This window comes from Pontibacter kalidii (assembly GCF_026278245.1).
In the GTDB taxonomy this organism is placed as follows: Bacteria; Bacteroidota; Bacteroidia; order Cytophagales; family Hymenobacteraceae; genus Pontibacter; species Pontibacter kalidii.
Map to the genome: position 1 here is coordinate 4,080,673 of NZ_CP111079.1, position 24,014 is coordinate 4,104,686.

Consider the following 24,014-nt stretch of genomic DNA (forward strand, 5'->3'; position numbering starts at 1 on the left):
CCGAGGAGGGGAATATTATACTGCTGCTCCAAACCTCAAGTCCGAAAGAGCACATATTGCCAGGAAAAGTCTTGTGTCTAGCGTCTTTTAAACCAGCACTGCCTTTGGCAGCTTTATACTTTGCAGCAATTCCTCTACTACTTTATCCGGCGTGATGCGCTCTGCCTCGGCGGCGAAGCTTACCAGCACGCGATGGCGCAGCACCGGGTAAGCCATGGTGTAAATATCGTCTGCCGTTACAGCAAACCTGCCGTTGAGCAATGCCCTGGCTTTGGCAGTAAGTATAAGAGCCTGCCCGGCACGTGGGCCGGCACCCCAACGGCAGTATTTTCTGATAAACTCCAGCGATGTGCTGTCGGGGCGGGTGGCGCGAACCAGCTGATTTACAAAGCTCAGGAACTCTTCGCTTATACTTACATCCCGCACCAATTGCCTTAGCAGCAATACTTCATCACCATTTATAATGGGCTGCACCTGCACCTGCCTGGTGCCTGTAGTGCTGGACAGTATGTTTAGCTCCTCCTGCTCGGTTGGGTACTTTATTTTGATGAACAGGAGAAAACGGTCTAACTGTGCTTCGGGCAGCGGATACGTTCCGGCTTGCTCTATCGGGTTCTGGGTGGCCAGCAGGAAAAATGGCTTCGGTAACGAATAGGTCGTGCCGGCATAGGTTACTTCGTGTTCCTGCATGGCTTCCAGCAGCGCAGCCTGTGTTTTGGGTGGCGTGCGGTTTATCTCGTCAGCCAACACGATGTTCGAAAAGATCGGCCCTTCATTAAACTTGAAAAAGCGCTTGCCGGTGGCATGGTCCTCTTCCAGAACCTCGGTACCCAGGATGTCGGTGGGCATTAGGTCCGGTGTGAACTGTACTCTGCGGAAGCCCAGATCCATGGCGTTGCTGAGCGTGCGCACGAGCAGCGTTTTGGCCAAGCCCGGCACGCCTTCCAACAAGCCGTGCCCGCCCGCCATCATGGTGATCAGCACCTCGTCGAGCACCTCCTCCTGGCCCACAATTACTTTCTGTATCTCCTGCTTTAGCCGGGGCAGCTTTGTTAGCAGGTGTTTTATGTCTTGTTCAGTCATTTTATACTTAGGTAGTATGATTAGACACTCGCAGGAGCTGCGCACACTGCGGGGTCGGCAACATTAACTGGTAAGCGCATACATGATGATGTTGACGCCGAACTTGGTGTTATCCTCGGCCAGCCAGCGCTTGTTCCGAAAGTCATAATCCCACTCACAGCCGTAGTCTTTGTTGCTGTAAAGCACGGCGATGCGCCCATTCACTTCTATTGCCTTCAGATAATCGTGCACCAGGTCATCGCCCCAGCCGTTTAGCTCAAAACTGGTGGTCGGCGGGCCTTCCTCAAAAGTAAAGAAGCTGCGGTAGAGCTTGTGGTTGTTCGGGATCTTCTTCAGCACATTCGCCCCGAATATCTGCCGCATCTGCTCTTCAAACGACTTGGCAAAAAGCCCGTCAACGTCGTGGTTGCAGTCGTCTACAAATACAAAGCCGCCGTTCTTCACATAGGTCTCAAAGTTCTGCCGCTCCTTCTGGTTAAACTGCACCAGCTTATGCCCGCTCAGGTAGCTGAAGGGGTAGTTAAACAACTCCGCGCTCTCCAGCGACACCACCTTCTCCTGCTCGTTTACCGGCACCGTAGTGTACTGGATAAGCGAGTGCAGCAAATTGCTCGGCATACGCGGGTCGGTATCCCAGTTGCCGGAGCGGTATTGCAGGCGCACGAAGGTGAAGGGTTGCACTAGGGGAGTTAAGAGTTAAAAGTGTAGAGTTAAGAGTTGCTTACAGTAGGCCGGCCACAGAAAGGTCTTCATCAAGCTCCTCCCAGTGAATACCTGCGCCACCACCAATTAAGCGCCAGTTCATACGTTCTGCCTCAGAGGCATCACGGAGAGTAGGAAACCACTCTAAAGGAACGCCTACTTCCCTTCCATCTGTTAGGAGAACATACATCTTAGCATCTGTAAACCATATTTTCTGTGCCTGCGGTGTAGACTTTCTAGCTAAAATACTCATGCCATTTTTGCTCAAAGAGCGCCTTGTTTTCTGTTACTAATTTACGGAGTTGATTCAGTTCCTTTGCATCAAAGGCATAGGAACTTGCAAGCTCAACTGGCTCCAGCCAGTATTTTGCATAAGCCTCGGCCTTTTCTACATGTATGTGTGGTGGCTCATTCCCTCGTTGCTAAAAAAGAAGAACCTGAAGCCATGTACGCGAAGTATAGTAGGCATTGTTTATCATCAAACATGAAAAACAGATGCCGCACACAGCAAGCTGCATACGGCATCCGAGATATAAATCAGCAGCAGTTACACCGCATCCGAAAGGCTCGTAAACGTAAAGTCACGGATCTTCATGGGCGGGATAAGGCTGCCGTTGATGCGCTGCGGCTTGCCCAATGCCTCCAGGTTGTTAAGCATGATCACCGGGCTCTCGTTAAAGCGGAAGTTCTTCACCGGGTACTGGATCTTGCCGTTCTCGATGTAGAACGTTCCGTCGCGGGTAAGGCCGGTGTAGAGCAGCGTCTGCGGGTCCACGGAGCGGATGTACCACAGGCGTGTAACCAGTATACCGCGCTTGGTGTTCTTGATCATATCCTCAAGGCTGGTATTGCCGCCTTCCATGATCATGTTGTTTGGCGGCGGTACGGAGACAGCTCCTTTATTGGATGCCCAGAAGCGGCTGTTGTAGAGGTTCTTCACCACGCCTTTGTCTATCCAGGTGATTTTTTTCTGCGGACGGCCATCGCCGGCGAAAGGCGAAGACGGCACCTCCAGGTGCGTTGGGTCGGAGTATACCGTGATGCGCTCATCCACCAGTTTCTCGCCTACCTTGGTTTTACCGCCTGGCTTGCTCAGGAAGCTGCGGCCTTCCTCGGCATTACGCTGGTCCATGTTGTAGAACATGTTCTGCAGCAGGTCTATCGAGGCGGCTGGCTCCAGGATAACCGTATACTTTCCTGGCTCCAGTGCACGGGCGTTGCGCGAGTTGGCGGCTTTCTCAGCGGCTATCTGCGAGGCTTTGCCCGTGTCCAGTTTGCTCACATCCGAGAAGTCCTGGGTTACATAACCGGAGCCCGTACCATCCTCGGTACGCATGGTTACCGAGAAGTCCACCACGGTAGACGGATGATAGGCGAACAGGCCCTTGTTGTTCATCTTGGCCGTGAAGTTGGTGTAGTGCTCCAGGAAGCCGGCGGCTGTCAGACCTTTGGCGGTAGCGGCTTTTATACTTTTGGCTGCTGCCTCGGCTCTGTAGGCCGGGTCTATCTTGGCTGTGGAGTCGAAGTGGGCCTTGGTGGTGATGTACTGCTGGGGCCCGAGTAGCTCCACGTACTCCGGGCTCTCCGGCGCCAGGCGCGCGATCTCCTCCGAGCGGCGAATCACTTTCTCCAGCGACGCATCGTCGAACTCATTGATAGTGGCCACTCCGGAGCGCTTGCCAAAACGCGACTCCACCGCCATAGAAATGTTTTCTTCCGCACCGCTCGTGGATACCTCGTTTCTGGCGTAGCGGATGTTGCCGCCTGTGTTGCCGTTGAGCGTGATCTCACACTCATCAGCCTTCGAAAAACCCAGCGCTTTCTTCAGTATCGCCTGAGCTTCCTCTTTCGTTAATATTGCCATCTTATGTTAGTTAAGGGTTGAGAGTTATGAGTTAAGGGAGTTAGAAAGTTAAAAAGGCAGAAGGCCAGAAAGTCGGCTGCTGTAAGTGCTGCCGCTCTCCAGTGAATCCACTTTTAACTATCAACTTTTAACTCTAAACTTAAAATCGTTAGATCTTACGCGCTGTGTTGATCACGTTCACGCCATCGAAGCGGGTGTGTGCAGAGCCGTGTGACACCGCGCTGATCTGGCTTGGCTGCCCTTTTCCGTCGAAGAACGAGCCGAACAGGCGGTAATCGCTCTGGTCGCACATGTCGGAGCAGGAGTTCCAGAACTCCTGTGTGTTGCTCTGGTACGCCACGTCCTCCAGCGGGCCAACAATCTTACCTCCCTTGATCTCGTAGAACGTAGTGCCGCCAAACTGGAAGTTATAGCGCTGCTGGTCGATAGAGTAGGAGCCGCGCCCCGCGATGTAGATGCCTTTATCCACACCACTTATCAACTGATCCACATTCTTCTTCTCCTTGCCCGGCGCCAGCGACACGTTTGGCATACGCTGGAACTGCACCGAACTCCAACTATCGGCGTAGCAGCAGCCGTGCGACTCCGGCTCGTTGATGATGTGGGCCTGGTCGCGAATGGCCTGGTAGTTCACCAGCACACCGTCCTTGATTAGGTCCCACTGCTTTGTTTTCACGCCTTCGTCGTCCCAACCCACATAGCCGAGCGAGCCTGGCTGTATTTTATCGGCGAAGATGTTCACCTTATCGGACCCATACTTAAAGTCCTTCGATCTCCATTTATCCAGCGTAGCGAAAGAGGTACCGGCATAGTTGGCCTCGTAGCCCAGCACGCGATCCAGCTCCAGCGGGTGCCCCACGGATTCGTGTATCGTCAGGCCGAGGTGGTTCGGGTCGAGTATAAGATCATACTTACCTGCCATCACCGATTTTGCCGTTAGCTTCTCCCTGGCTTGCTTGGCGGCCAGGGCCGCATCCTCCAGCATGTCGTACGCATAGCGATAGCCGGTGAGGCCGGTGCCTTCAGGTCCTTTTATCTTCTCAGATGCCTTCGGGATCATATATTCCCAGCCCATGCCCATCGGGGCACTCAGCGCCTCGCGGGTTCTGAACTTGCCGCTAGCCTTATCTACAGCCGTAACCGTAAAGTTTGGCCAGATGCGGTGGATGTCCTGGTCGATATAGGAGCCTTCGGTAGAGGCAAAGTATTTCTGCTCGTTCACCTGGAACAGGGCCGAGTTTACAAAGTTGGCGCCGTTGTCTATGGCTTTGGCGTTGGCAGCCAGCAGCAGGTCGGCTTTCTCGCCTACAGGCACCTCAAAAGCGTTTTTCTCGATGGGTGTTCTCCAGCTTACCTCACCGTAGCCTTTCACCGGGGCCAGCTTCACCGGCTCCTTTTGCAGCTTGCCATTGGCCTTGGCAATGGCCACGGCCTGCTCAGCGGCTTTGGCAATGCCTTTGTCGGTTACATCAGAAGTGGCGGCAAAACCCCAGGTGCCGTTGGCCAGCACGCGTACGCCCACACCGTAAGACTCGGCGTTCACGATGTTCTGCACCTGCTTTTCGCGGGTGAAGACATACTGCTGCAGGTAGCGGCCTATGCGTACGTCGGCATAAGAGGCGCCCTTGGATTTGGCTGTGTTTAGGGCAACGTCGGCGAGCTTCTTTTTGAGGGCCGTGTCAACGGTCTCCAGCAAGCGCTCTGGCGAAACTGTGTCACCGAAGACAGGGATGGAAGGCAGCATTAAGCCTCCAAAGCCCAGGGCCGACAATTCGAGGAAATTTCGTCTTTTCAAAGTATAGCAGGTTAGTTAAAGTTTAAAAGAGTTAGGTTTCGGTATCTAAGTATAGCGATTCCATTTTATATCTCAAAGTATGGACGTGGCTTAAAAGCTCAAGAACAGCTTTTTATAGATGAAGCAAGCATACTTCTAGACTAAAGTCGGCTATATACAACAAAAGCGCAGTGCCTCTGCAGGCACCACGCTTCTAAAGCGGTAAATTACTCCAGGAAATTAAGATGGCTGCAACAGCCTGCGCACCTTACCTTAAGCTAAGCCAGGCCGCAGACTCCAGGCCGGAGCCAAGCTGGTTCTTTGCATAGGAAGGCACGTCGAACGAGAAGCCTGCGGCCGAAGCCAGGTCTGCCTTCGTCTCCAGCACCTCCACCTTTACGTTGCCAATGCCCTGGCTGTGGAAGTCGAGCTTACGGGCAGCCGCCTCTGATACATCAATAATACGGTCGCCTACAAAGGGACCTCTGTCGTTGATGCGCAGGATGACCCACTGGTTGTTGTCGAGGTTGGTCACTTTCACCTTCGTGCCGAAAGGAAGCGTTTTGTGGGCGGCGGTCATGTCGTTTTTATTGTAACGCTCGCCGCTGCTGGTTTGCCTGCCATGGTAACGGCTGCCGTACCAGGATGCCTCGCCTTGCTGTAGTTTAGCCAGGCCGGCCTTGTTGTTTTGTGCAAATGTTGGTTGGCTAATGCCGACAAATAGAAAAATGACTAAGGAAAAAATAAAGCACTTTTTTCTATTATGTTTCATATCACTTATTAGTTGGTGAAGCCGCGAAATTACGGAATTTGTTTTTAAACGAGGCCTTTTACGCCGTTATTGCACAGAGAGCGTGGGGGGATATGGGTAGAAGAGAGAAATTTAACCTGGGGCAGATAATGCAGAAATCGCCTTTTATAGTAAGTATGGCTATATTTTCATGCGTTAGATGTATAGAAAATAGGCTATAAAAAATAATTAAAAATTTTCTCCCTGTCAAGTCGGTCTTACCTAAATTTCGCCTTGTTTTTACTGCGTTTTGGCAAAAACAAAGCCGCAGGTTATGCTACGTTTGCCATTGCCAGCCAGATGCACGTATAGCAATTAAAAGCATAAAGTATGGACTTTGGAAAGCTGCCCGACATCAGCCGCGTAGACTTTACGCTGCCCTCCAACCACCCCGACACGCTGCCGCTGCTGCAGCAGTCGGGCTCTTACCTGAAGCCGCAGGTATACGTAGGCTTGCCCGTGTGGGTAAACAAGGCCTGGGTGGGGAAGTATTACCCTGCCGGGATGCCCGAGAAGGAATCGCTGCTGTGGTATGGAAAGCAGTTTAACACCATTGAGCTTAACAGTACCCACTACCACATCCCCAGCCCCGACACCATCGACCGCTGGCGCAACATGGTGCCGCGCGGCTTTAAGTTCTGCCCTAAGTTCCCGCAGCTCATCAGCCACGAGGCTGCGCTGCGTAGCACCCAGGATGTAACCGCTGCCTTTTGCGCGGCCATTGCCGGGCTGGAGGACAAGCTAGGGGAGGCCTTTCTGCAGTTGCCGCCATACTTTGCCCCTGCCCAGTTGCCCGACCTGGAGGCCTTCCTTGCTTTCATCCCCGAAAGCATACCTATTACCGTAGAGCTGCGCCACGAGGGTTGGTTTGTGGATAATGTGGCCAGCCTGGAGCTTTTTGAGGTGATGGAGAAGTATAAAGTGGGCGCCGTGATAACCGATGTGGCTGGCCGACGCGACGTGCTGCACATGCGCCTCACCACACCCTCCGCCATGATTCGCTTCGTAGGCAATGGCCTGCACCCTACCGACTATACCCGCATCGATGCCTGGGTGGAGCGCCTGCAGGAGTGGTTTGCTAACGGCCTGCGTCAGCTATACTTCTTCGTGCACGAACCCGACAATACATTGGCCCCGGAGCTGGCTACCTACCTTATCGAGAGGCTAAACAAAGTATGCGGCTTTGATTTAAAGCTGCCGAAGAAGTACGTGCAGCCGGTACAGGGGGAGTTGTTCTGAGCTACCTCGTTCTGAGTTTATACTTTGCCAGGCTCAATCATCCCACCTTATCAAAGGGGAGGAGCTCTGTTCAAGCTCTGTCTGCTCTGGCTATCGAACCAGATCCCAGTCTTTGGGTTGAGCGCCTTGTGAGATTCCGGTGCCCTGAAAGGGCAGCCGCAGCGCAGCGAAGGCAGGAAGGGAACACAGCGCGATGCCCAAAGACGAGGCCTCCCGGCCTGGAGGGAGCCAAAGCTTAAGATGCAACGATAGGTAAGTGAGTCTAGAGGGTGAACGGCAGCTAGAAAGGATAGCTAGTTTCAAGCTACAGGAAGCTGCGGCTAAGAGAGGCCCAAGCGGACGCTTGCGCCAGGGAAGCTTTTATCAGGAAAGCACCAACAAAAAAGCGGCTGCTCCTTTAAGAACAGCCGCTTTATACTTAATCAGCAAGTATAAACCTTAGAGCTTGAACGTATCGTCGCTCAGGTTTTTGTTTACCTCAATGGTCTGCACCTCAGCTTTTATTGCCTGCGGGCCAACCACTGTCTCTACCACGTATGGGAACTTCACGCCCTTCACCTCTTTATAATTCCCAAAGGTTTTGGTCTGGGTGATAACGCCCTGAGGCGTCTCCAGGCTGTTTACCTCTTTCAGGCGCAGGCCTGTGTTTTTAGCGAAGTAATGGGTGGCTTTCTGGCCATTCGGCTGTTTCACCTCTACGGCGTAGGCCTGGGTACCGTCAACATCCTCTACCCCTGTCAGCTTGGTTTCAATGCCTAGCTTCTCGTACTGCAGCACCGGGAACAGGTTTGCCTCCAGCTTCTGCGTTTTCAGCTCCTCTGCCGTCATCTCCTTGTTCACGCCCTGCATCGGGGCCTCCATTTTGCCTTTGTCGCCGTTGATGATCACGCGCTGCATCGGGCTGTTGTTCATCAGCACCTGCACCAGGAACTTGTCGTTGCCTTTCTGCTGCTGCTTAAACACCAGCGTCATGCCTTGGATGGTGGCGTTGCTTGTGATGCTGATATCCTTCAGCTTCTCGATGTTGGCTTTGCCGCCGATCGCCTTGATATAGTCGTTGATCACCTGCTCTGCCGTTAAGCCAGCCGGCACGCCCATGGCCGCGCGGTCTACTTTCTCACCCACCGTGTTGTAGTAGGTGATCTGGCTGTCGTCCTTGTCGAACTTCTGCAGCTTATCGGCAATCTCAGAAGCGTTGCCTACGGCCAGCACGTACATCTTGTCGGGGTTAATGTACTTCTGCGCCACGCGCTGCACGTCCTCCGCTGTTACAGCCTCCACCTTCTTCAGATAGTTCGGGTAGTAATCCTGTGGCAAACCATAGCGGGCGGTGTTGATGGCGTAAACCGCCACCGTTGCCGGGTTCTCCAGGCCACGGCCAAAGCTACCCATCATGTAAGCCTTGGCGTCCTGCAGCTCCTCCTCGCTCACGCGCTCGTTGCGGATCTTGCTTAGTTCGTTCATGAACTCTACCACGGCACTATCGGTCACGGCGTTGCGCACGTTGGCGCTGGCATTAAAGCGGCCCAATATTTCATCGGAGTTGATAGAAGAGTAAGCGCCGTAGGTATAGCCGTGCGTTTCGCGCAGGTTCTGGAACAGGCGGGCATCCATGCCACCGCCCAGGATGTTGTTCATCAGGGAGGCTGCCACCGCATCCTCCGCACCCGGCTTCATATCCACCGGGTTGGTAAGTATAAGCGAGCTTTGCACCGAGCTTGGGCGATCCACAATAACCACCTGCGTTTGCTCCGGCTGCTGCGGCAGGTCATACTTTATCTCCTGCACATCACCTTTCTTCCACTTGACAAAAGATTTTTTCAGGAGCTTTTTCATCTCCTTCGGCGTCACGTCACCCACCACGGCCAGGTAACCGATGTTCGGTTTGTAGTAAGTGTTATAGTACTTCTGAATGTCCTCCAGCGTGAAGTTATCCACCGTCTGCTCGGTCATCAGCTCCCCGTAAGGGTGATCTTTGCCGTACAGCACCAGGTTGCGGGTGCGGCTGGCAATGGCATCCGGGTTGTCCTTAGCCTGCGCCAGGTTCGCTTTCATCTGCTTTTTGATCTTGTCCAGCTCCTCCTGCGTAAACTTCGGGTTCAGCAGGGCGTCGGTAGTCAGATCAAGCAGGGCAGGCAGGTGCTTCTTCATGGAAGAGGCGTTGAAGCCGGTAGAAGAGAAGCTCAGGTCGGCGCCGATAAAGTCTACCTGCTCATCGAACTGGTCCTTGGTGCGGCTAACGGTACCGGTGCGCATCATCTGGCCGGCGGCCTGTACATAACCGGCTTTCTCGCCTTCCAGAATCGGGTCGCGGTCCAGCACCAGCGACATGGATACCACCGGCAGTTTGTGGTTTTCGACCACGTATACTTTCAGGCCGTTCTTCAACGTGAAGTGCTCATACTCGCCCAGCTCAATCTTAGGAGCAGGGCCCGGAGCAGGAGGCGTGGTTTGCTGCGCCTGCGCCGGCATGACGCACAGCAGCGCCAGCGATAGCAATGCGGTACTATATAGTTTCTTTATCATGATTTTTCGTTGATTATACTTTGACAAAAGATGGTTTGACGATGGACAAAAGACTATTTGAAAGTATAATCCCTCTTTTGTCCTTTGTCATAAAGTCCTTTGTCTAGCTAATTCCTTTGTCTAAAAACTACTGTTTTGCCTCCGCTGACTTTGGCAGGTAGTGCAGTACCACGCGGTTGTTCTTGGTGAGGTACTCTTTCGCTACGCGCTGGATGTCCTCCTTCTTCACGTTCAGGTAGCGCTGCAGCTCCGTGTTGATCAGGTTGGCATCGCCAAAGTATACATGGTAGTTGGCCAGGCTCTCGGCACGACCGGCCACCGTGCGGTTCTGCTGCACAAAGTTGCTCTCTACCTGGTTTCGCAGCTTCTGGAACTCGCGGTCAGAAAGCGGCTCGGTTTTCACGCGCTCAATCTCGGCATCCATGGCTTGCTCCAAATCGTTTACCTCTACGCCCATGTTGGCAATGGCAAAGGTCAGGAACAGGCCCGGATCTTCGGTAGGGAAGGGGATAGAAGCGGCAGCTACGGCTTTCTGCTGCTTATCTACCAGCGCCTTTGGCAGGCGCGCACTCTCGCCACCGCTCAGCAGCGTGGTCAGCATCGACAGGGCATAGAAATCATCCGTTCCCTGCTCCGGCACATGGTATGCCTGAATCACAGCGGGCAGCTGGATGTTGTCATACACCGTTTTGCGGCGCTCCTCCGTCTGCTTTGGCTCTGTAATGTTCGGGCGCGGGATCTCTTTGGTACCTTTCGGGATACCCGCAAAGTACTTCTCAATCATCTTTTTCGTTTCTTCTACATTGATGTCGCCGGCTACGGAAAGTGTAGCGTTGTTCGGTACATAGAAGGTCTTGTAGAAGTCGCGGAACTCCTCAATGCTGGCGGCGTTCAGGTCCTCGAAAGAGCCGATCGGCATGGTTTTGTAAGGGTGCTTGGTATAAGCCAGGGAAAACACGTTCTCGCCCATCGAGCCGTAAGGCTGGTTGTCGATGCGCTCGCGCTTCTCCTCCTGCACCACCTTGCGCTGGGTTTCCACACCTACTTCGTCTACCTTGGCGTGCTTCATGCGCTCGGCCTCCAGCCACAGCCCCAGTTCTACCTGGTTAGACGGCAGCAATTCGTAGTAATACGTGCGGTCGAAAGAGGTATTCGCGTTCAGGGCGCCGCCAGCTTTCTGCACCAGTGAGCTATACTCGCCGCGGCCGATGTTCTCGGTGCCCTCAAACATCAGGTGCTCGAAGAAGTGGGCAAAGCCAGAGCGGCCCTCCACCTCGTTTTTAGAGCCCACGTGGTACAGCACCGACACCGCCACGTTAGGCGTGGAGTTATCCTGGTGCAGGATCACGTGCAGGCCGTTCGGGAGCGTATACTCCGTGAACTCAATCTTGTTGCCATTGCTCTGCGCCATAGCCGACAGGCTGGTAACGCACCACAACAGGCAGAAAATAAACTTGCTTTTCATGTGTTTTTGTTTGTTTAGGGATGGTGATTTTAACCCGAAGGTTACGCCTGTAGCGCTATTCTATAAAGTATAAAAGTAATGCTAATAAAGAGTCTGTGCTACGCCAGGCGCTCTCATTATACAGATCAGAGAGGGACAAAGATGAACCCTGTTTTTTCATAGACGAAATGGGAGACTTAGGAGAGGGCTGATTGGGCAGGGGCACAGATGAACCTTTGCATTTCATAGACAAACGAAATGTGGATAAAGCAGGAGGGGACGAGTAGTGCTAGGTCTGTACTTCCCTAATACATCCTCGGCAACTCGATTCCCTTTATCTTGCGGTAGAGCCCCAGCGCGGCCTGGTCGGTGAGGCTGGTCACGAAGTCGCAGATGTGGAGGATGCGCTCGTAGTCAGTGACGTTTTCGGGGAGCTGCAGGTAGTGCGGGGGGATAAGTGCGCCCAACTTGCGGTGGTGCTTCGACTCCGGCCTGAAAACGGCCTTTATGCCGGCGTCCAACAAGCCTCCCAGCACCTCAAAGCCGGCAGCCTCAATCTCCAGCACCGGCCGGTTCTGGTAGATCAGCTTTATGGATAGCTCCTTTATCTCATCCAGCACAGGCTTGCTGCTTACCTCGTTGATCAGCGGCTTATCATAGACGCCGGCCAGCATCTCCTCCTCGTGCTGCAGGAAGATGGCCGTTGTCTCTTCTATCAGCTTGTTGATGATACGCGCCCGCAGGTAGCCGATCTCCTCTTTCCAGTCATAAAAAGTAAGGCTGGACTTGCGGTTGGGGTCATCGTTGAGGATCTGGCGGAGCAAGTCCATACCCTGTTCCTGTGGCACCAGGCCCAGTTTCAGGCCGTCCTCAAAATCGATGATGCGGTAGCAAATATCGTCGGCGGCCTCAACCAGGAAGGCCAGCGGGTGGCGGTGGTAAAACACCTCTTCATCCTCGCCCTTCTTCAGTAGCCCCAGCTCCTGTGCAATGGTGTTAAACCACTCCTTCTCCGTCTGAAAGAAGCCATACTTTTTCTCACTGGTATGCTTAGTGCCGGCTATTTTCGGCAGCGACTCCTTCGGGTACTTTGTGAAGGTGGCCAGGGTGGTATAGGTCAGGCTAAGGCCGCTGTGGCTGACGCCATCAGGCAGCTTGCAGTGCGCCGGATAGGTATAGGTCAGCACCCGGAAACCGGCGGCGTTACCCTCGTAGCTGTGTAAGTCTGCTTTCTCAGCCTCGGACAGGTTTTGCAGGTATGGCTGGGCCTCATCGCTCTTGAAGTATGCCGAGATGGCGTCTTCGCCCGAGTGCCCAAAAGGCGGGTTGCCGATGTCGTGGGCCAGGCAGGCGGCGGCCACCACATCCCCGAAATCGGCCTCCTGTATGTTCTTCTCCTGCGCCAGCTGCGGGTACCGCTCCAGTATGCTTTTGCCCACGATGCGGCCCAGCGAGCGTCCGACCACCGATGCCTCCAGGCTGTGCGTGAGGCGGGTGTGCACGAAATCGCTCTCGGGCATGGGCATTACCTGCGTCTTGTTCTGCAGCCGCCGGAAGGCCGAGGAAAACACGATGCGGTCGTAGTCGCGCTGAAACTCGCCCCGCACCGACTCATCGGAGGTATACTTTCTATCGGTGGTCTCAAAACGTTTCTTAGAAATCAGCTTGTCCCAGGTAAGTATGGATTGCGGCATAACGGGGAAGTATAAATTAGCTCAGCAGCAGGCTCACCACCACGTTTCCGAGAAGAGCAACGGCCAGGCAGAACACGTAAAGGAATGAAACAGGTATAAACTTAAGCAGCGTTTGCAGGTATGACTGCTTGTACACACGCCGCATGGCAAAGTAAACATAAACTGCCGTAATCAGCGGCACCAAAAAGAAAATCTCCGCACTTTGGGGCAAAAAGAACTTCAGCACCAGGTAAACCGTGAACAGGATGAAAAAGAAGGAATGCCCATGGATGGAGAACATAAGGTGCTCCACGTAGTTGCGGCGCTGCTTTCTGTAAAACAGGTAGAGCAGGTACCCGAATAGCGGCATCAGCAGGAACATCAGGAAAGAGGTGTTCTTGATCATCTTATCACGCACCTGCTTGGTATCCACGTCTCCGCCCCGTGCCTTCTCCACCAGGGCCCCCATACTTTTATCGAGCTCCTGCTGCTCGGCCACAGGCCCTCCTAAAGTGGCACGTACAGAGTCCAGCTCTGCCAGCGCCTCTTTGTCCTCCGGGTCCAGCTGCGCCAGCCTGTCCGGGTTGTTTAGGTCCACCTGCATGGTGTTGGGGCTAATGGCCAGCAGGAAAAAGAAAACAAGGCTGATGAACACGTACAGCCGGAACGGTGGCACGTAGGAGGCGCGCTGCCCAAGTATAAATTTCTCGGTAAGCAGCCCCGGTTTAAACAGCAGGTACTTCAAGGTAAGCCAGAACTTGGCGTCGTAGTGCAGCGTGCCCTCCAGAAACTCCTCCACCAGGTGCTTCACCGGCACATTCAGGTCGTGGTTCTCCTGGCCGCAGTTGGGGCAGTAGTTGTTTACCTCCTCAAATATGTAGCCGCAGTTGGGGCACTGCGTAAACTTGCGTCGTTTCTTTTCCATAATTGGCGGCTGGGCAGACCGGGTTCTTCCGGGCTAGCTCAAATATACTTTTATCCCTATAATATTACCACCCACTACCCCTGTAACAGCGCCCGCACCTTGTTTTTTACGCTTGCGGCCAGCGTTTTTTAATGGTATAACATATTTTTTTTGGAGGCCTGATGTGACAAATGGCTGCTTTTTCAACAACTAAAAAAGGCCTTTACTTCCTGTAATAACACTTTTCTGCTTGCAATTAAAAGCAAAACGCTTGTTTCCTGATGTTACAAAAGGGTCTCCAAATACCTTGTGTTATAGGCAGCAGGTGCGCACTTTTGTTTCATCGTTCACAGTCCTTCCAAGCTAAGAAAACCCTTAATGCTCTAAAACCTCTACAGTTATGGCAGGTATACTGAGCCTGTAGTTTCTTCCATGTGCTAGGCTTAAGTATAACAGGTGCCATTACCTGAAAAGGCAGGCAACAGCTAGTTTCCCCAACTACATGTTGCCTGCCTTTTTGCTTTGTTTTCCGCCCTGGCACAGCCCCCACAGAGTGCATCCTTATACGTTAATCTCCTGGCGAGCGAGCGTGTATTTTAAGCGAAGTGCCCTATCCTGGCTGCCAACAGGCCTACCACAACACAACGTATACGATACCCGCTCGTAGAAAATGGTAAGAGCCAAAGTTTTAGGTTTTAAATTTAGTTGCTAAACTTAAAGACAGTAGGAGGACCAAATCATGGCAAACTTAATGACAAGGAGAAACAGGGGAAGCATGGCTCCGGCCCGCTCCGTGTTCTCCGATTTCTTTAGCGATGTAGACCGCTTCTTTGAGAACGACATGTGGGGAATGCCCTCGCGTATGGGCCAGCAGATGATGGCCAACGTGCCTGCCACCAACATCCGCGAGAACGACAAGGACTACAGCATTGAGGTGGCCGCCCCGGGCATGCGGAAAGAGGACTTCACCATTGATGTGAACGAAGGCATGCTGACCATCAGCTCCGAGCGGGAGGAAGAGAAAAATGACGAGCAGGAGAACTACACCCGCCGGGAGTATAATTACAGCTCTTTCAGCCGCTCCTTCCGCCTGCCGGATTCCGTGAGGGAAGATGATATTAAGGCCAGCTACAAAGACGGCGTGCTGCACGTAACCGTTCCCAAGGGCAAGGACAAAGAGAAACCAACCCGCAAGATCAAGATCGATTAAAAGAACAGGAAGTATAAAAACAGCAGTGCCGGGGTTTATAGCCCCGGCACTGCTGTTTTTATACTTGTTGCTACAGTTTCAGTAACCGCTCCGTGCCGTTTCTGTTGCCTTCCTGCCATTTCAGGAAATAAATGCCGGCAGCAAGTCCCTCTAAGTCTATGGTGTAGGCGCTGGTGCCGCTGCTGAAGCTGATGGTATACTCTCTTACCGCCTGCCCTTTGGCGTCATAGAGCTGTGCCTGCACGGTAGTGCTGCGGCTAACCAGGTAGCGCAGGGTTACCCGCGTATTCTCCCCTGCCACAGGGTTCGGGAAGAACCTTAGTACGCGGAGGTCGGCCGGGTTAACCACTATCACGCGTGGCGAGAAGCTGCTCTCACTGTTGCCGTATACTACCTCCAGGCGGTAGTAGGACTGTTCGCGCAGCGGATCCGGATCGGTGAACGTGTAGTACAGGTCTGTGTCGCTTGGGCCTTCGGCGACCACGCTACCCACATCCTCCCATGTTACGCCGTCGGGGCTGCGCTGCACGGTGTAGCTTACCACCTGTTGCTCGCCGCGGCTTGTCCAGTTTAACTCCACCGCGTTAGTCGAGGTAAACGCTGCCTCCAAGGTGAGTATCTCAGGCGCCAGATTGCACTCGCCGTTCGGGTTAGGCACCATGGGCGCAACGTTACAGCTGTTCTCCCCGGCGCTTTTGTCCATCACCAGCTGCGCCCCCCGGATATCCAGCGGGCTCAGGTCGCGCTCCAGGCGGGCAAACTCTATGGCGTAGAACATAACAGCGCGTGGAATATTGACGTGCCCCAACTGGTGCGCGTGGCCCAGCTCATGCAGCATTACTGTTTCGAAGTCGAATTGCTTCCCGCCGGGGCCGCCAGGGCCATACTGCCAGTCAATCTCGCTGTTGATCTCCATATCGAACTCCGATACCCAGAACAGCGTGTCTTTGGTGTCGCGGTTGGCGCAGCCTTCGTAGCGGCTGATGGTTCGCGCCAGCACCGACTCGCCCACCGTTGTCTGCGGGGCAAACCGAACCACCGAGGAGCCGTCGTCGGAGGCGGCGTTAATGGTGGTAAGGCCCCCCAGCCTCCAGTTAATCTCCGACACGCACACCCAGGTGTTCACTGCCCTGCGGAAGCCCTCCTTGGCAGCCAGCCGGCTGTCCATGCTCTCAGAGTAGAGAATGGTGTAGCCACCGGCTCCGTTCTGGTTAGTAAGTATAGGTTGGAAGGATCTATCGTTAAAATCAATGTTAGAGTAGGCAAATTCCAGCTCGATACGGCCAATAGAGGTAAAAGAGCTGCCGTCGTTGGTGGTTACGCGGATGCGGCCAGAGCCCGCTGTGCCCTCGTCCTGCATTACCGAGGGGATATACATGGTAATGCGCGTGTTGCTCCAGGAGATGTACTCCGACGGGAGGGGCCTTACGTACGTTTGCCCGCCATCGTCGGCATTCGGGAACTCCACAGCGCCATTGCCGCGGCTGCTGCCAAAGCCTGAGCCGGTGATGGTAAGGATGGTGCCGGTGCCTGCGCTGGCTACTGTCGGAGAGAAGCCGGTGATGAGCGGGGCTGTGGTGGCCTGTTCCTCTTTCTGCCCGTTCTGCACGGAGGATGCCTTCAGTTTCTGGTTTTCGGAGATGGTCCGGAACTGCTGGCCGGTCTTCTCGCTCACGGCCTTGTAGAGCTCCTGCACACTGCTGTAGTTCTCGAAAACGCCACGTGCAGTGCGGTTTTCCACATCGTATCGTACAAAGCCCTGCTCACTGGCATAGGCACGGGTGCTCAGGGGCAGGTTGCCGGGCGTGCGCTGCAGCATCTGCTGGCGCTTCAGGAAGAACAGGCCCTGCTGCCCCGGCCTTAGCTTGAGCGCCGTGGAGAAAACGTGCTTTTTCAGGCCAACCGTGCCGCCTTCGGTAATCACCTCGATCAGCTCCGCCTGCACCTCGCCCTTAAAGGCTTTGTATACTTTAATGATGTTGGAAGTATAGATATTTTCCTGCCGGGCATCCCAGAAAGACTGCTGCCGCACCACCTCGCCCTCTACCACCATTTCGGCGTGCTGCACCCGCTCCTGCAGCGAGAGCGGTATCATGTGCTGGGTATCAGAGGCAGAGGCGGCAAAACAGAGCAGGAGCAGCAGCCATACATGCGCAGCGCGCAGGCACGTCTGGGTTAGGGGAAACATTTTAGCCATAAAGCAAGGTATGGATGATAACATTTTTAAACAAACGTTTCAGGGCCGGCCCAGGGGCAGGTACGCCTACTTACGCAATTTACCCCGGTTAGGGATGTATAAGCAAACTATAAAATAGAGTATGCCAGGCAGTTAAAAAGTATAAAGCCTACCTTTCTGTACATTAAAGGTAGGCTTTATTATCAAATTTGCATCTCCCCGGCCCAGGCCCAGGCTACTGTTTTCGCTCCGGCCTCATCCACTTTTGGTACTTGTCGTACACTTTCTGCGGCTGCTTTTTGCCGTTGATGAACATCTCGCCATTCGTTACCTGGATGTTCAGGTTGCTGCTATCGCTCTCGATCAGGCCATCCTTCACCATCTCCTCCTTCATCTGGCGCATGTTTTCGGCCTGCTGCTGGCGGCGCTTCTCCATTTCTGCCCTGCGCACCTCCATCTCGGCACGGCGGGCTTGCATCTCATGCTGGCGCGCCTCCTGCCGGGCGCGCATTTCAGCGGCTCTCTCATGGTTTCTGATCATGGTTTCTTTGTGTCTCAGGCTGTCTTGCCCTATACGCCTATCCACGACCTCTCGTTCATACCGCCTCATCGCCTGACCCATTTCTAGCTCGTAGCGCTTTATTTCCTCCTCATACTTTTTCAGCTCGCGCTCATACGCCTTCTGCTCTTTCTTGCTCGCCCCTACAGGGGGCGCCGATGGGGCAGGGGGAGGCGGTGGAGGGCCCACCCCGGGAACAGGCGGTTGTGGCGCTAAAGGCGGAAGTGGCGGCTCGCCCGGCACTGGCGGCAGCGGCGGCGGAACACCTTGCCCCTTGTAGCGGTTTATGATGATTCTTTCCTGGCGGGTGCCGCGTTGGGTACGGGCAATAGCCTCGCGCTCCTGCTCCATCAGCAGCTCTACCTCCTCACGGGTGGCCTCAGGCGCATTATTCGTGGCCTGCAGGCGCTGGTCTATCAGGCTTTTATAGTTATCGATTTCCTTTTTCGGGATGCGCTTCCCATCCACGTACAGTTCTTTTACCTTGCCTTTTTTATTCGTGATAATGACCACGTTACGGTTGTTGCCCTGCGCATCCTGTGCGGTAAAACTCATGGCTTCTCCTGCCTCCTCGGCCACGCTCGCCGCCGCCTCAGCTACTTCTTTCTCAGGCTGGGGCAGCTTCTCTGCCTTCGGCGGCTGCCGCTCCGCCATCGCCCCAACCGATAGCGCCAGCATCCCCACCACCAGCACTAGCCCCGCGGCAAAGCCCTCCGTGAAAGTCGGCTTTAACGGCTGCCCCACCAGGCGCCGGATGCGGTTCATTAAAGAGCCACGCTGCCCCGAGAAGGCCACCGCCATACCTGGTGCGGCGGGCATACGCATCGCCTCCAGCTCGGTAAGGGCGCGGGCATACGTCAGGGAGTCGCCGCAGAGGGCCACAGCCACATCGTCGCAGCAGTGCTCACGCTCGGCACGCACCACCCCGGAAACCCACCACATGGCCGGGTGGTAAAAGTATAGCATGTCCACCACCGACTGCACCAGGTTAAGCAGGTAGTCCTTGCGGAGGATGTGCGCCAGCTCATGGGCAAGTATGGCCTCCACCTGCGCCTGCGTAAGGCCCGTAACAGCTCCCATCGGAAGCAGGATCACCGGCTTGGCAACGCCTATGGCCATGGGCACCTGCACCAGCGCCGACTCTGCCAGCCGTACCGCCTGCTGCATTCCAAGCCGCTTTTGTAGGCCATTAAGCTTTTGCTGCCACTGCTCTCCCAAAGCAGTGGTTTTGTAATGGCGCAGGCGCTGCGTGTAGGCTAGCCCGCCTATAAACCGTACCGACATCAGCACCAGGCCCAGCAGCCACAGCGTTACCAACAGCGGCAGGTGCTGCTCAAAGTACACCTGCGCTACCCCCAGCGGATCGGTCCAGAACGAGGCATTTATACGTATTGCAGGCGCATCCGCCGCCTCAGCCATACGTTGCATCGGTGCTGCTGCAAAACCTGCTTTGCTAAAGTAGAAGGCAAACGTGCCCGCCGAGAGCAGCAGTTGCAGCAGCATGGCCGAACTAGCCACTGCATAACGGGTTCTGGCCGAGTGGCGGTGCAGCAGCACCAGCAGCAGGCTCAGGAGCAGCGCCACCAGGGCACCCTGCCACAACGCATGTAGCAGTGTCCAGCCGAGGGCGCTCACCAGTCCCTCCGGCATCAGGCTTTGTATCAGGTTCATTTGGTTCCTCCTTCCAGTTTATCTAACAGATCTCTGATTTCGTCGAGTTCTTCCTTGGATGCGCGGCTGTTGCCCAGCGCCTGCATCACCAGTTTGCTGGCCGAACCCCGGAAGGCCGTATCCAGAAATCGGTCGAGCAGCTGCTGCTGCGTGTCCTCCTCCTGCAGCAGCGGCCGGAAAATGTGCGAGCGGCTCGACTTATCGGCCTCCAGCATTTTTTTCTCCGTCATCAGCTGCATGATTTTAAGGGTAGTGGTATAGCCGGCATCCTTGGTTTTACGGAGCTCCTCGTGCACAAAGCGCACCGTGCTCGGGCCGTGCTGCCACAGCACCTGCAGTATCTCCAGTTCCGACTCTGTGGGTTTTGGGACTTGATGTAAAGTCATAGCGAATAAGCAGTTAAGTAGTCTTAGGATCTTGTACTGCAAGTATATACGAATTGTTTCGTAATAGGAAATTTGATTACGATTTTTTTCGTAGTTAGATAGATAAAAGTTATGAAAGAGGCTCTGCTAGTATGGGAGGGGTTAAGGTTGGGCTGGTACATCTCGCTTATACGTTCTGCTGCAAGCGGAGGGAAGTTATCCCTTTTATCTTGCCAGCCTCATCTGGCGCAAATCTTCCGACTTGTGTCCTGCTATGCTGTCGGGTCTGTGGCTCGACTGGCTTGAAAAGCCATCCTTATACTCGGGCTATACTTTTATACTTGTCAGTTTATACTTCATTGCTCCTGTTGACGCAAGCGTCCGCTTGTGTCTTTACTTGCTGCTATACTTCATTCTATCGCTGCCGCGGGTTTGCAACCCAACTGACTCTTAGAGCTATACTTCATACTTGAGTTATACTTCCATAGCCGTTGTTCCCTTCAACTTGAACCAGGCTATTCTTGCTAGCTGCCGCTGATCCACGGCTTTACAACTTACTTGTTTCATTTCATACTTTGGTGCCCTCTAGGCCGGGAGGCCTCGTCCTTTGGCATCGCGCTGTGTTCCTTTCCTTTGCTACCCTTCAGTCGCAATGCCGCCAAGGCGGCACCGGAATCTCACAAGGCGCTCAACCCAAGGACTGGGTATCAGTTCGATAGCTGCTGCCATTGCTATGGAACAAGTATATGTCCCCCTTTGAAGGGGGCAGGGGGATGATAATCGCATACTGAACAATTCCCCTCTCGGGAGGGGCTAGGGGTGAGTTATACTTGTAGAGACAGAGGCTATGAAATTTATGCCTCGGCTAAAGCAGTTACAGGCTCCCCTCCTTGGTTAAGGAGGGGTAGGGGTGGTTGGACCCAGGGCTGCAAAATTTTCTTCCCCTATTCTTAGGCGAGAGGCGGCCCTTTTGGGCAAGTATAAATCAGCTACTAGAAGTATAAAAGGGGAGTCCCGCGACAAGCTGCCGCGGGACTCCCCTTTTATACTTGCTACTCTTTCTTGCTGCTGCTACCGCAGTATCTTAAACTCGGTGCGGCGGTTCTCCTGGTGCAGCTGCTCCGGACAGCTTACGCCGTCCTTACATTTGTTGATGAGCTTTGTCTCGCCGTAGCCTTTTGCCACCAGCCTGTCGCGGCTAATGCCTCTGGACACCAGGTAATCCACGGCCGCCTGCGCGCGCAGCTGCGACAGTACCTGGTTGTACTCGTGTGTTTGGCGGCTGTCGGTGTGGGAGCTCAGTTCGATGCGGATGAGCGGGTTTACCTCCAGTGTCTGCGCCAGTTTATCCAGCTCCTTTGCGGCCTGGGGCTTAATGTCGAACTTATCCAGGTCATAGTAAATATTCTCAATCACGATCGGTGTGTTCAGCGCGCTGCGGATAAATATCAGCTCCACCTGCACTGTGTCGGTTTTATAGAGGCATTCCGGGGTAAATGTTACCGCCTGCTCCAGGTAACCTGGCTTGCTGCCCCTGATCACGTATTTGGTGCCGGCCACAACCGGAAACGAGAACCTGCCTTTCGCATCAGAAACCGCCTCCACAAACTCTTCGCTTCCACTTACATACAGCTGCAGCTTTGCCTCCGAAACCGGCGAGATACGTGTTTTCACGGTGCCTTCCTGCGCAAGCTTTTCTATGGTGGTGCCTATCAGGATGCACGGTACTTCATACTTTTTGAAGGTCAGGATGTCGTCAAAGCCATTTTCGGAGAAGCGGCTCGATGAAAGCATGCCTTTTTTGCCGGTGCTGTCTACTTGTATCCCGAAGTCGTCCTGCGAGGTGTTGAGCGGGTATTTCAGGTTTTCCACCTTTGTCCAGGCTTTGTGCGTGCCAACAGCCTTGAACAGGTCCAGGCCGCCCATGCCCATGTGTCCGTCGGAAGAGAAGTATAAACTACCATCCTCTCCCAGGCTTGCGAAGCTTTCGCGGCCGCTGGTGTTTATTACGGGACCAGCATTGGTCGGCTGCCCCCACGAACCGTCTGCCTGGCGCTCGCTGTAGTATATGTCCGTCTCGCCGTGGCCTCCCGGCATATCCGATACAAAGTATAAAACCTGACCATCCGGTGTAATGGCCGGGTGCCCTATCGAGAACTCATCGGTGTTGTTATACTTAAAGGCCTGCGGCTTCTCCCACTTCTTGCCATTGAACCTGGACATGTAGATGCCGTGGCGGTTGGTGTGCGTGCCTTTGTCGCTGCCCTTAAACCAGCTGGTAGGGTCGGAATTATTGCCCGGTACGGCTCTTTTCTTGACCACGTGCGTGCGGGTAAAGTATAGCGTCTTGTCTTTCTCCAGGTAATCGGCCGGGCCGTTGTGGTAATCAGTATTGATGGACGAGGGGAGTAGCTCCGGCTTCGCCCAGGTGCTGTCTGTTTCTTTTGGGGCCAGGTACATCTGGATAAAGCCGTTGCCGGTCCAGTTGTTGCGCTTACCCTTTGCCTCCAGCCTGTCTGATGAGAAAAGCAGGCCCGCCTCGGTACGCACCGGCCCGAAATCAGCGCTTTCGGAGTTTATCGCCTCCAGCCGTGCCATATCGTAGGGCTCCGGGTACTTCATCCACTTCATGGCCGTGTCGCAGGAGGCCACCATGCGTAGAGCTGTCTCGCGCTGCTCCGGCACTTTTTCGGCATACTCCTGAAACAGCTGCTTGGCTTTGCTGTAGTTGGCATTTCGCTTAGCTGCCTCCGCATACAGGTAAATGTTGGCCGGGTCTGCGTTGGGGAAGGCGACAGCCTGCGCATACCAGAACTCGGCATCCTTGCTGTTGTTCAGGATCCGGTAGCTATCGGCGATGCGCTGCACCACCTTCAGGCTCGGCTCCTCCTTCTCCAGCACCTTCTTGTAGGACTCCAGGGCCAGGCTAAACTCAAAGTTGTTAAAGTACTTGTCAGCTTGCTTCATTTCCTGTGCCAGCACAGGCAGGCTCTTGCAGGTGGCCAGTAAAACCAGCACCAGGGCAAGGGTAAAAATTCGCTTCATATAAGGGTGGCATTAAGCTATAGGTTTCGAGGCGTCAGGATGCGGCCATACTTCTTTTTCAGGAAATAGTAGCCCACCGATACTTCGTGGCTAGAGTAATTTCTAAGTTCGTTTAGGCTAATATCGTAAGAATATCCAATCCGCAGCTTCTTTGTGGCATAAATTTGTGCAATCAGCGCCACGGCGTTTCGCTTGTCCAGCTGCTTCATCTGCTGATTCGCAAACATCGGCACCGCCGTACGGTAGGACGCCCCGAGCCATAAGCGGTTGTAGAGCAGCACGAAAGCGTTCACGTCCAGGGCGGTCGGGCTTCTGAAATCCTCCTTGATAAGTATACTTGGTTTCAGGCGGATATCCCGGCTCAGGTCGAACACATAGCCGCTGGAAAGGAAGTAGTGGCGGCGCGGTGTGGCGATCTCGGTCTTATCATCTTTAAACGGGACCAGGTTGGCGGCCGATAGCCCTACGTAGAAGCGCTCGGTGTTGAAGAAGGCTCCAATTTTCACGTCCGGCAACACCTGCGACACCCGCCCTTCCGGTATAGCCTGATCCGGCATCTCACTTCCCGGGTCCAGACGTGTGCCGTCCAGCACATACTGGGACGCTCCCACGGCCACGCCCAGCGCCAGGTCGGAGTAGCGGTCCAGCCGGATGCGGGTGGAAAGGGCACCATAGGCTGAGGTCTGGCTCTGCGCCCCGATCTCGTCGTTTACCAGGTGCACGCCCCAACCCAGGCTTTTGTGGCCGGTTGGCCCGTCCACGCTCAGGGTTTGTGAGATTGGTGCGCCTGGGAGCCCCGTCCACTGGGTACGGTAGGTGCCGTTAATGCTCAGAATCTCCTTGCTGCCGGCATAGGCGGGGTTTACCACCAGCTCGTTAAAGATGTACTGGCTATACTGCGGCGCCTGCTGAGCAAAGGCAGCCGGGGCCAGCACAATACCTAGCAGCACGAGTAGTTTCTGTATTGCCTTCACGTTCGTTTCCATCTC

General features: G+C 54.4%; 18 protein-coding genes. 2 read left to right on the forward strand and 16 right to left on the reverse strand.

Going from position 1 to position 24,014, the window contains the following annotated elements; all coding sequences use genetic code 11:
- Nucleotides 1-87 precede the first annotated feature (87 nt).
- From OH144_RS17110 to OH144_RS17140, 7 genes are all read right to left on the reverse strand, one after another.
- Complete coding sequence (locus OH144_RS17110; RefSeq protein WP_266203492.1) at nt 88-1,083, reverse strand: AAA family ATPase; 996 nt, start codon at nt 1,081-1,083, stop codon at nt 88-90.
- Between the two features lie 63 nt (nt 1,084-1,146).
- On the reverse strand, nt 1,147-1,764 hold the full coding sequence (locus OH144_RS17115) for a DUF4159 domain-containing protein (RefSeq protein WP_266203493.1): 618 nt from the start codon (nt 1,762-1,764) through the stop codon (nt 1,147-1,149).
- Between the two features lie 40 nt (nt 1,765-1,804).
- A complete protein-coding gene (locus OH144_RS17120) occupies nt 1,805-2,053 on the reverse strand; it encodes a DUF2442 domain-containing protein (protein ID WP_266203494.1) in 249 nt (82 codons plus the stop codon).
- Nucleotides 2,022-2,183 carry a DUF4160 domain-containing protein gene (locus OH144_RS21585; RefSeq protein ID WP_323670677.1) on the reverse strand — a complete coding sequence of 54 codons (162 nt, stop codon included), beginning with the start codon at nt 2,181-2,183 and terminating at the stop codon, nt 2,022-2,024. Before OH144_RS21585 ends, OH144_RS17120 begins: the two co-directional genes overlap by 32 nt.
- 149 nt (nt 2,184-2,332) lie before the next feature.
- The gene (locus tag OH144_RS17130) at nt 2,333-3,649 is read right to left on the reverse strand and encodes a TldD/PmbA family protein (protein ID WP_266203495.1); all 1,317 of its coding nucleotides are present in this window, start codon (nt 3,647-3,649) and stop codon (nt 2,333-2,335) included.
- A gap of 148 nt (nt 3,650-3,797) precedes the next feature.
- The gene (locus OH144_RS17135) at nt 3,798-5,444 is read right to left on the reverse strand and encodes a TldD/PmbA family protein (RefSeq protein WP_266203496.1); all 1,647 of its coding nucleotides are present in this window, start codon (nt 5,442-5,444) and stop codon (nt 3,798-3,800) included.
- Between the two features lie 247 nt (nt 5,445-5,691).
- The gene (locus OH144_RS17140) at nt 5,692-6,195 is read right to left on the reverse strand and encodes a septal ring lytic transglycosylase RlpA family protein (RefSeq protein WP_266203497.1); all 504 of its coding nucleotides are present in this window, start codon (nt 6,193-6,195) and stop codon (nt 5,692-5,694) included.
- Between the two features lie 348 nt (nt 6,196-6,543).
- Here OH144_RS17140 and OH144_RS17145 point away from each other — a divergent pair, with 348 nt between their 5' ends.
- Nucleotides 6,544-7,452 (forward strand): DUF72 domain-containing protein, encoded by a 909-nt coding sequence (locus OH144_RS17145; RefSeq protein ID WP_266203498.1) that lies wholly within the window; start codon nt 6,544-6,546, stop codon nt 7,450-7,452.
- A gap of 438 nt (nt 7,453-7,890) precedes the next feature.
- On the opposite strand, the gene OH144_RS17150 is transcribed toward OH144_RS17145, so the two are convergent.
- The 4 genes from OH144_RS17150 to OH144_RS17165 form a co-directional block, all read right to left on the reverse strand.
- Nucleotides 7,891-9,978 carry a M16 family metallopeptidase gene (locus OH144_RS17150; protein WP_266203499.1) on the reverse strand — a complete coding sequence of 696 codons (2,088 nt, stop codon included), beginning with the start codon at nt 9,976-9,978 and terminating at the stop codon, nt 7,891-7,893.
- A 127-nt stretch (nt 9,979-10,105) separates the two neighbouring features.
- Nucleotides 10,106-11,443, reverse strand: coding sequence for a M16 family metallopeptidase (locus tag OH144_RS17155; RefSeq protein WP_266203500.1), 1,338 nt, complete (start codon nt 11,441-11,443; stop codon nt 10,106-10,108).
- A gap of 284 nt (nt 11,444-11,727) precedes the next feature.
- Nucleotides 11,728-13,116, reverse strand: a complete 1,389-nt coding sequence (gene dgt / locus OH144_RS17160) for a dGTP triphosphohydrolase (protein WP_266203501.1) — start codon at nt 13,114-13,116, stop codon at nt 11,728-11,730.
- Between the two features lie 16 nt (nt 13,117-13,132).
- The gene (locus OH144_RS17165) at nt 13,133-14,020 is read right to left on the reverse strand and encodes a DUF3667 domain-containing protein (RefSeq protein ID WP_266203502.1); all 888 of its coding nucleotides are present in this window, start codon (nt 14,018-14,020) and stop codon (nt 13,133-13,135) included.
- 730 nt (nt 14,021-14,750) lie between these two features.
- Between OH144_RS17165 and OH144_RS17170 the strand changes: the two genes are divergently transcribed.
- A complete protein-coding gene (locus OH144_RS17170) occupies nt 14,751-15,209 on the forward strand; it encodes an Hsp20/alpha crystallin family protein (RefSeq protein ID WP_266203503.1) in 459 nt (152 codons plus the stop codon).
- A gap of 70 nt (nt 15,210-15,279) precedes the next feature.
- On the opposite strand, the gene OH144_RS17175 is transcribed toward OH144_RS17170, so the two are convergent.
- The 5 genes from OH144_RS17175 to OH144_RS17195 form a co-directional block, all read right to left on the reverse strand.
- Nucleotides 15,280-17,406 carry a T9SS type A sorting domain-containing protein gene (locus OH144_RS17175; protein WP_266203504.1) on the reverse strand — a complete coding sequence of 709 codons (2,127 nt, stop codon included), beginning with the start codon at nt 17,404-17,406 and terminating at the stop codon, nt 15,280-15,282.
- 214 nt (nt 17,407-17,620) lie between these two features.
- Entirely contained in the window at nt 17,621-19,615 is a 1,995-nt protein-coding gene (locus OH144_RS17180; protein WP_266203505.1) for a M56 family metallopeptidase, read from the reverse strand.
- Nucleotides 19,612-20,001, reverse strand: coding sequence for a BlaI/MecI/CopY family transcriptional regulator (locus OH144_RS17185; RefSeq protein ID WP_266203506.1), 390 nt, complete (start codon nt 19,999-20,001; stop codon nt 19,612-19,614). The genes OH144_RS17180 and OH144_RS17185 overlap by 4 nt, the downstream gene beginning before the upstream one ends.
- Before the next feature lie 1,050 nt (nt 20,002-21,051).
- Nucleotides 21,052-23,025, reverse strand: a complete 1,974-nt coding sequence (locus OH144_RS17190; protein WP_266203507.1) for an OmpA family protein — start codon at nt 23,023-23,025, stop codon at nt 21,052-21,054.
- 17 nt (nt 23,026-23,042) lie between these two features.
- A complete protein-coding gene (locus OH144_RS17195) occupies nt 23,043-24,011 on the reverse strand; it encodes a PorP/SprF family type IX secretion system membrane protein (RefSeq protein ID WP_266203508.1) in 969 nt (322 codons plus the stop codon).
- Between the last annotated feature and the right edge of the window lie 3 nt (nt 24,012-24,014).

Coding starts and splice junctions, on each gene's coding strand:
- OH144_RS17185 (WP_266203506.1), bottom strand. CDS start 20,001: ATGACTTTACATCAAGTCCCAAAACCCACAGAGTCGGAACTGGAGATA.
- OH144_RS17170 (WP_266203503.1), top strand. CDS start 14,751: ATGACAAGGAGAAACAGGGGAAGCATGGCTCCGGCCCGCTCCGTGTTC.
- OH144_RS17110 (WP_266203492.1), bottom strand. CDS start 1,083: ATGACTGAACAAGACATAAAACACCTGCTAACAAAGCTGCCCCGGCTA.
- OH144_RS17180 (WP_266203505.1), bottom strand. CDS start 19,615: ATGAACCTGATACAAAGCCTGATGCCGGAGGGACTGGTGAGCGCCCTC.
- OH144_RS17190 (WP_266203507.1), bottom strand. CDS start 23,025: ATGAAGCGAATTTTTACCCTTGCCCTGGTGCTGGTTTTACTGGCCACC.
- OH144_RS17145 (WP_266203498.1), top strand. CDS start 6,544: ATGGACTTTGGAAAGCTGCCCGACATCAGCCGCGTAGACTTTACGCTG.
- OH144_RS17195 (WP_266203508.1), bottom strand. CDS start 24,011: ATGGAAACGAACGTGAAGGCAATACAGAAACTACTCGTGCTGCTAGGT.
- OH144_RS17175 (WP_266203504.1), bottom strand. CDS start 17,406: ATGGCTAAAATGTTTCCCCTAACCCAGACGTGCCTGCGCGCTGCGCAT.
- OH144_RS17155 (WP_266203500.1), bottom strand. CDS start 11,443: ATGAAAAGCAAGTTTATTTTCTGCCTGTTGTGGTGCGTTACCAGCCTG.
- OH144_RS17130 (WP_266203495.1), bottom strand. CDS start 3,649: ATGGCAATATTAACGAAAGAGGAAGCTCAGGCGATACTGAAGAAAGCG.
- OH144_RS17150 (WP_266203499.1), bottom strand. CDS start 9,978: ATGATAAAGAAACTATATAGTACCGCATTGCTATCGCTGGCGCTGCTG.
- OH144_RS17165 (WP_266203502.1), bottom strand. CDS start 14,020: ATGGAAAAGAAACGACGCAAGTTTACGCAGTGCCCCAACTGCGGCTAC.
- OH144_RS17140 (WP_266203497.1), bottom strand. CDS start 6,195: ATGAAACATAATAGAAAAAAGTGCTTTATTTTTTCCTTAGTCATTTTT.
- dgt (WP_266203501.1), bottom strand. CDS start 13,116: ATGCCGCAATCCATACTTACCTGGGACAAGCTGATTTCTAAGAAACGT.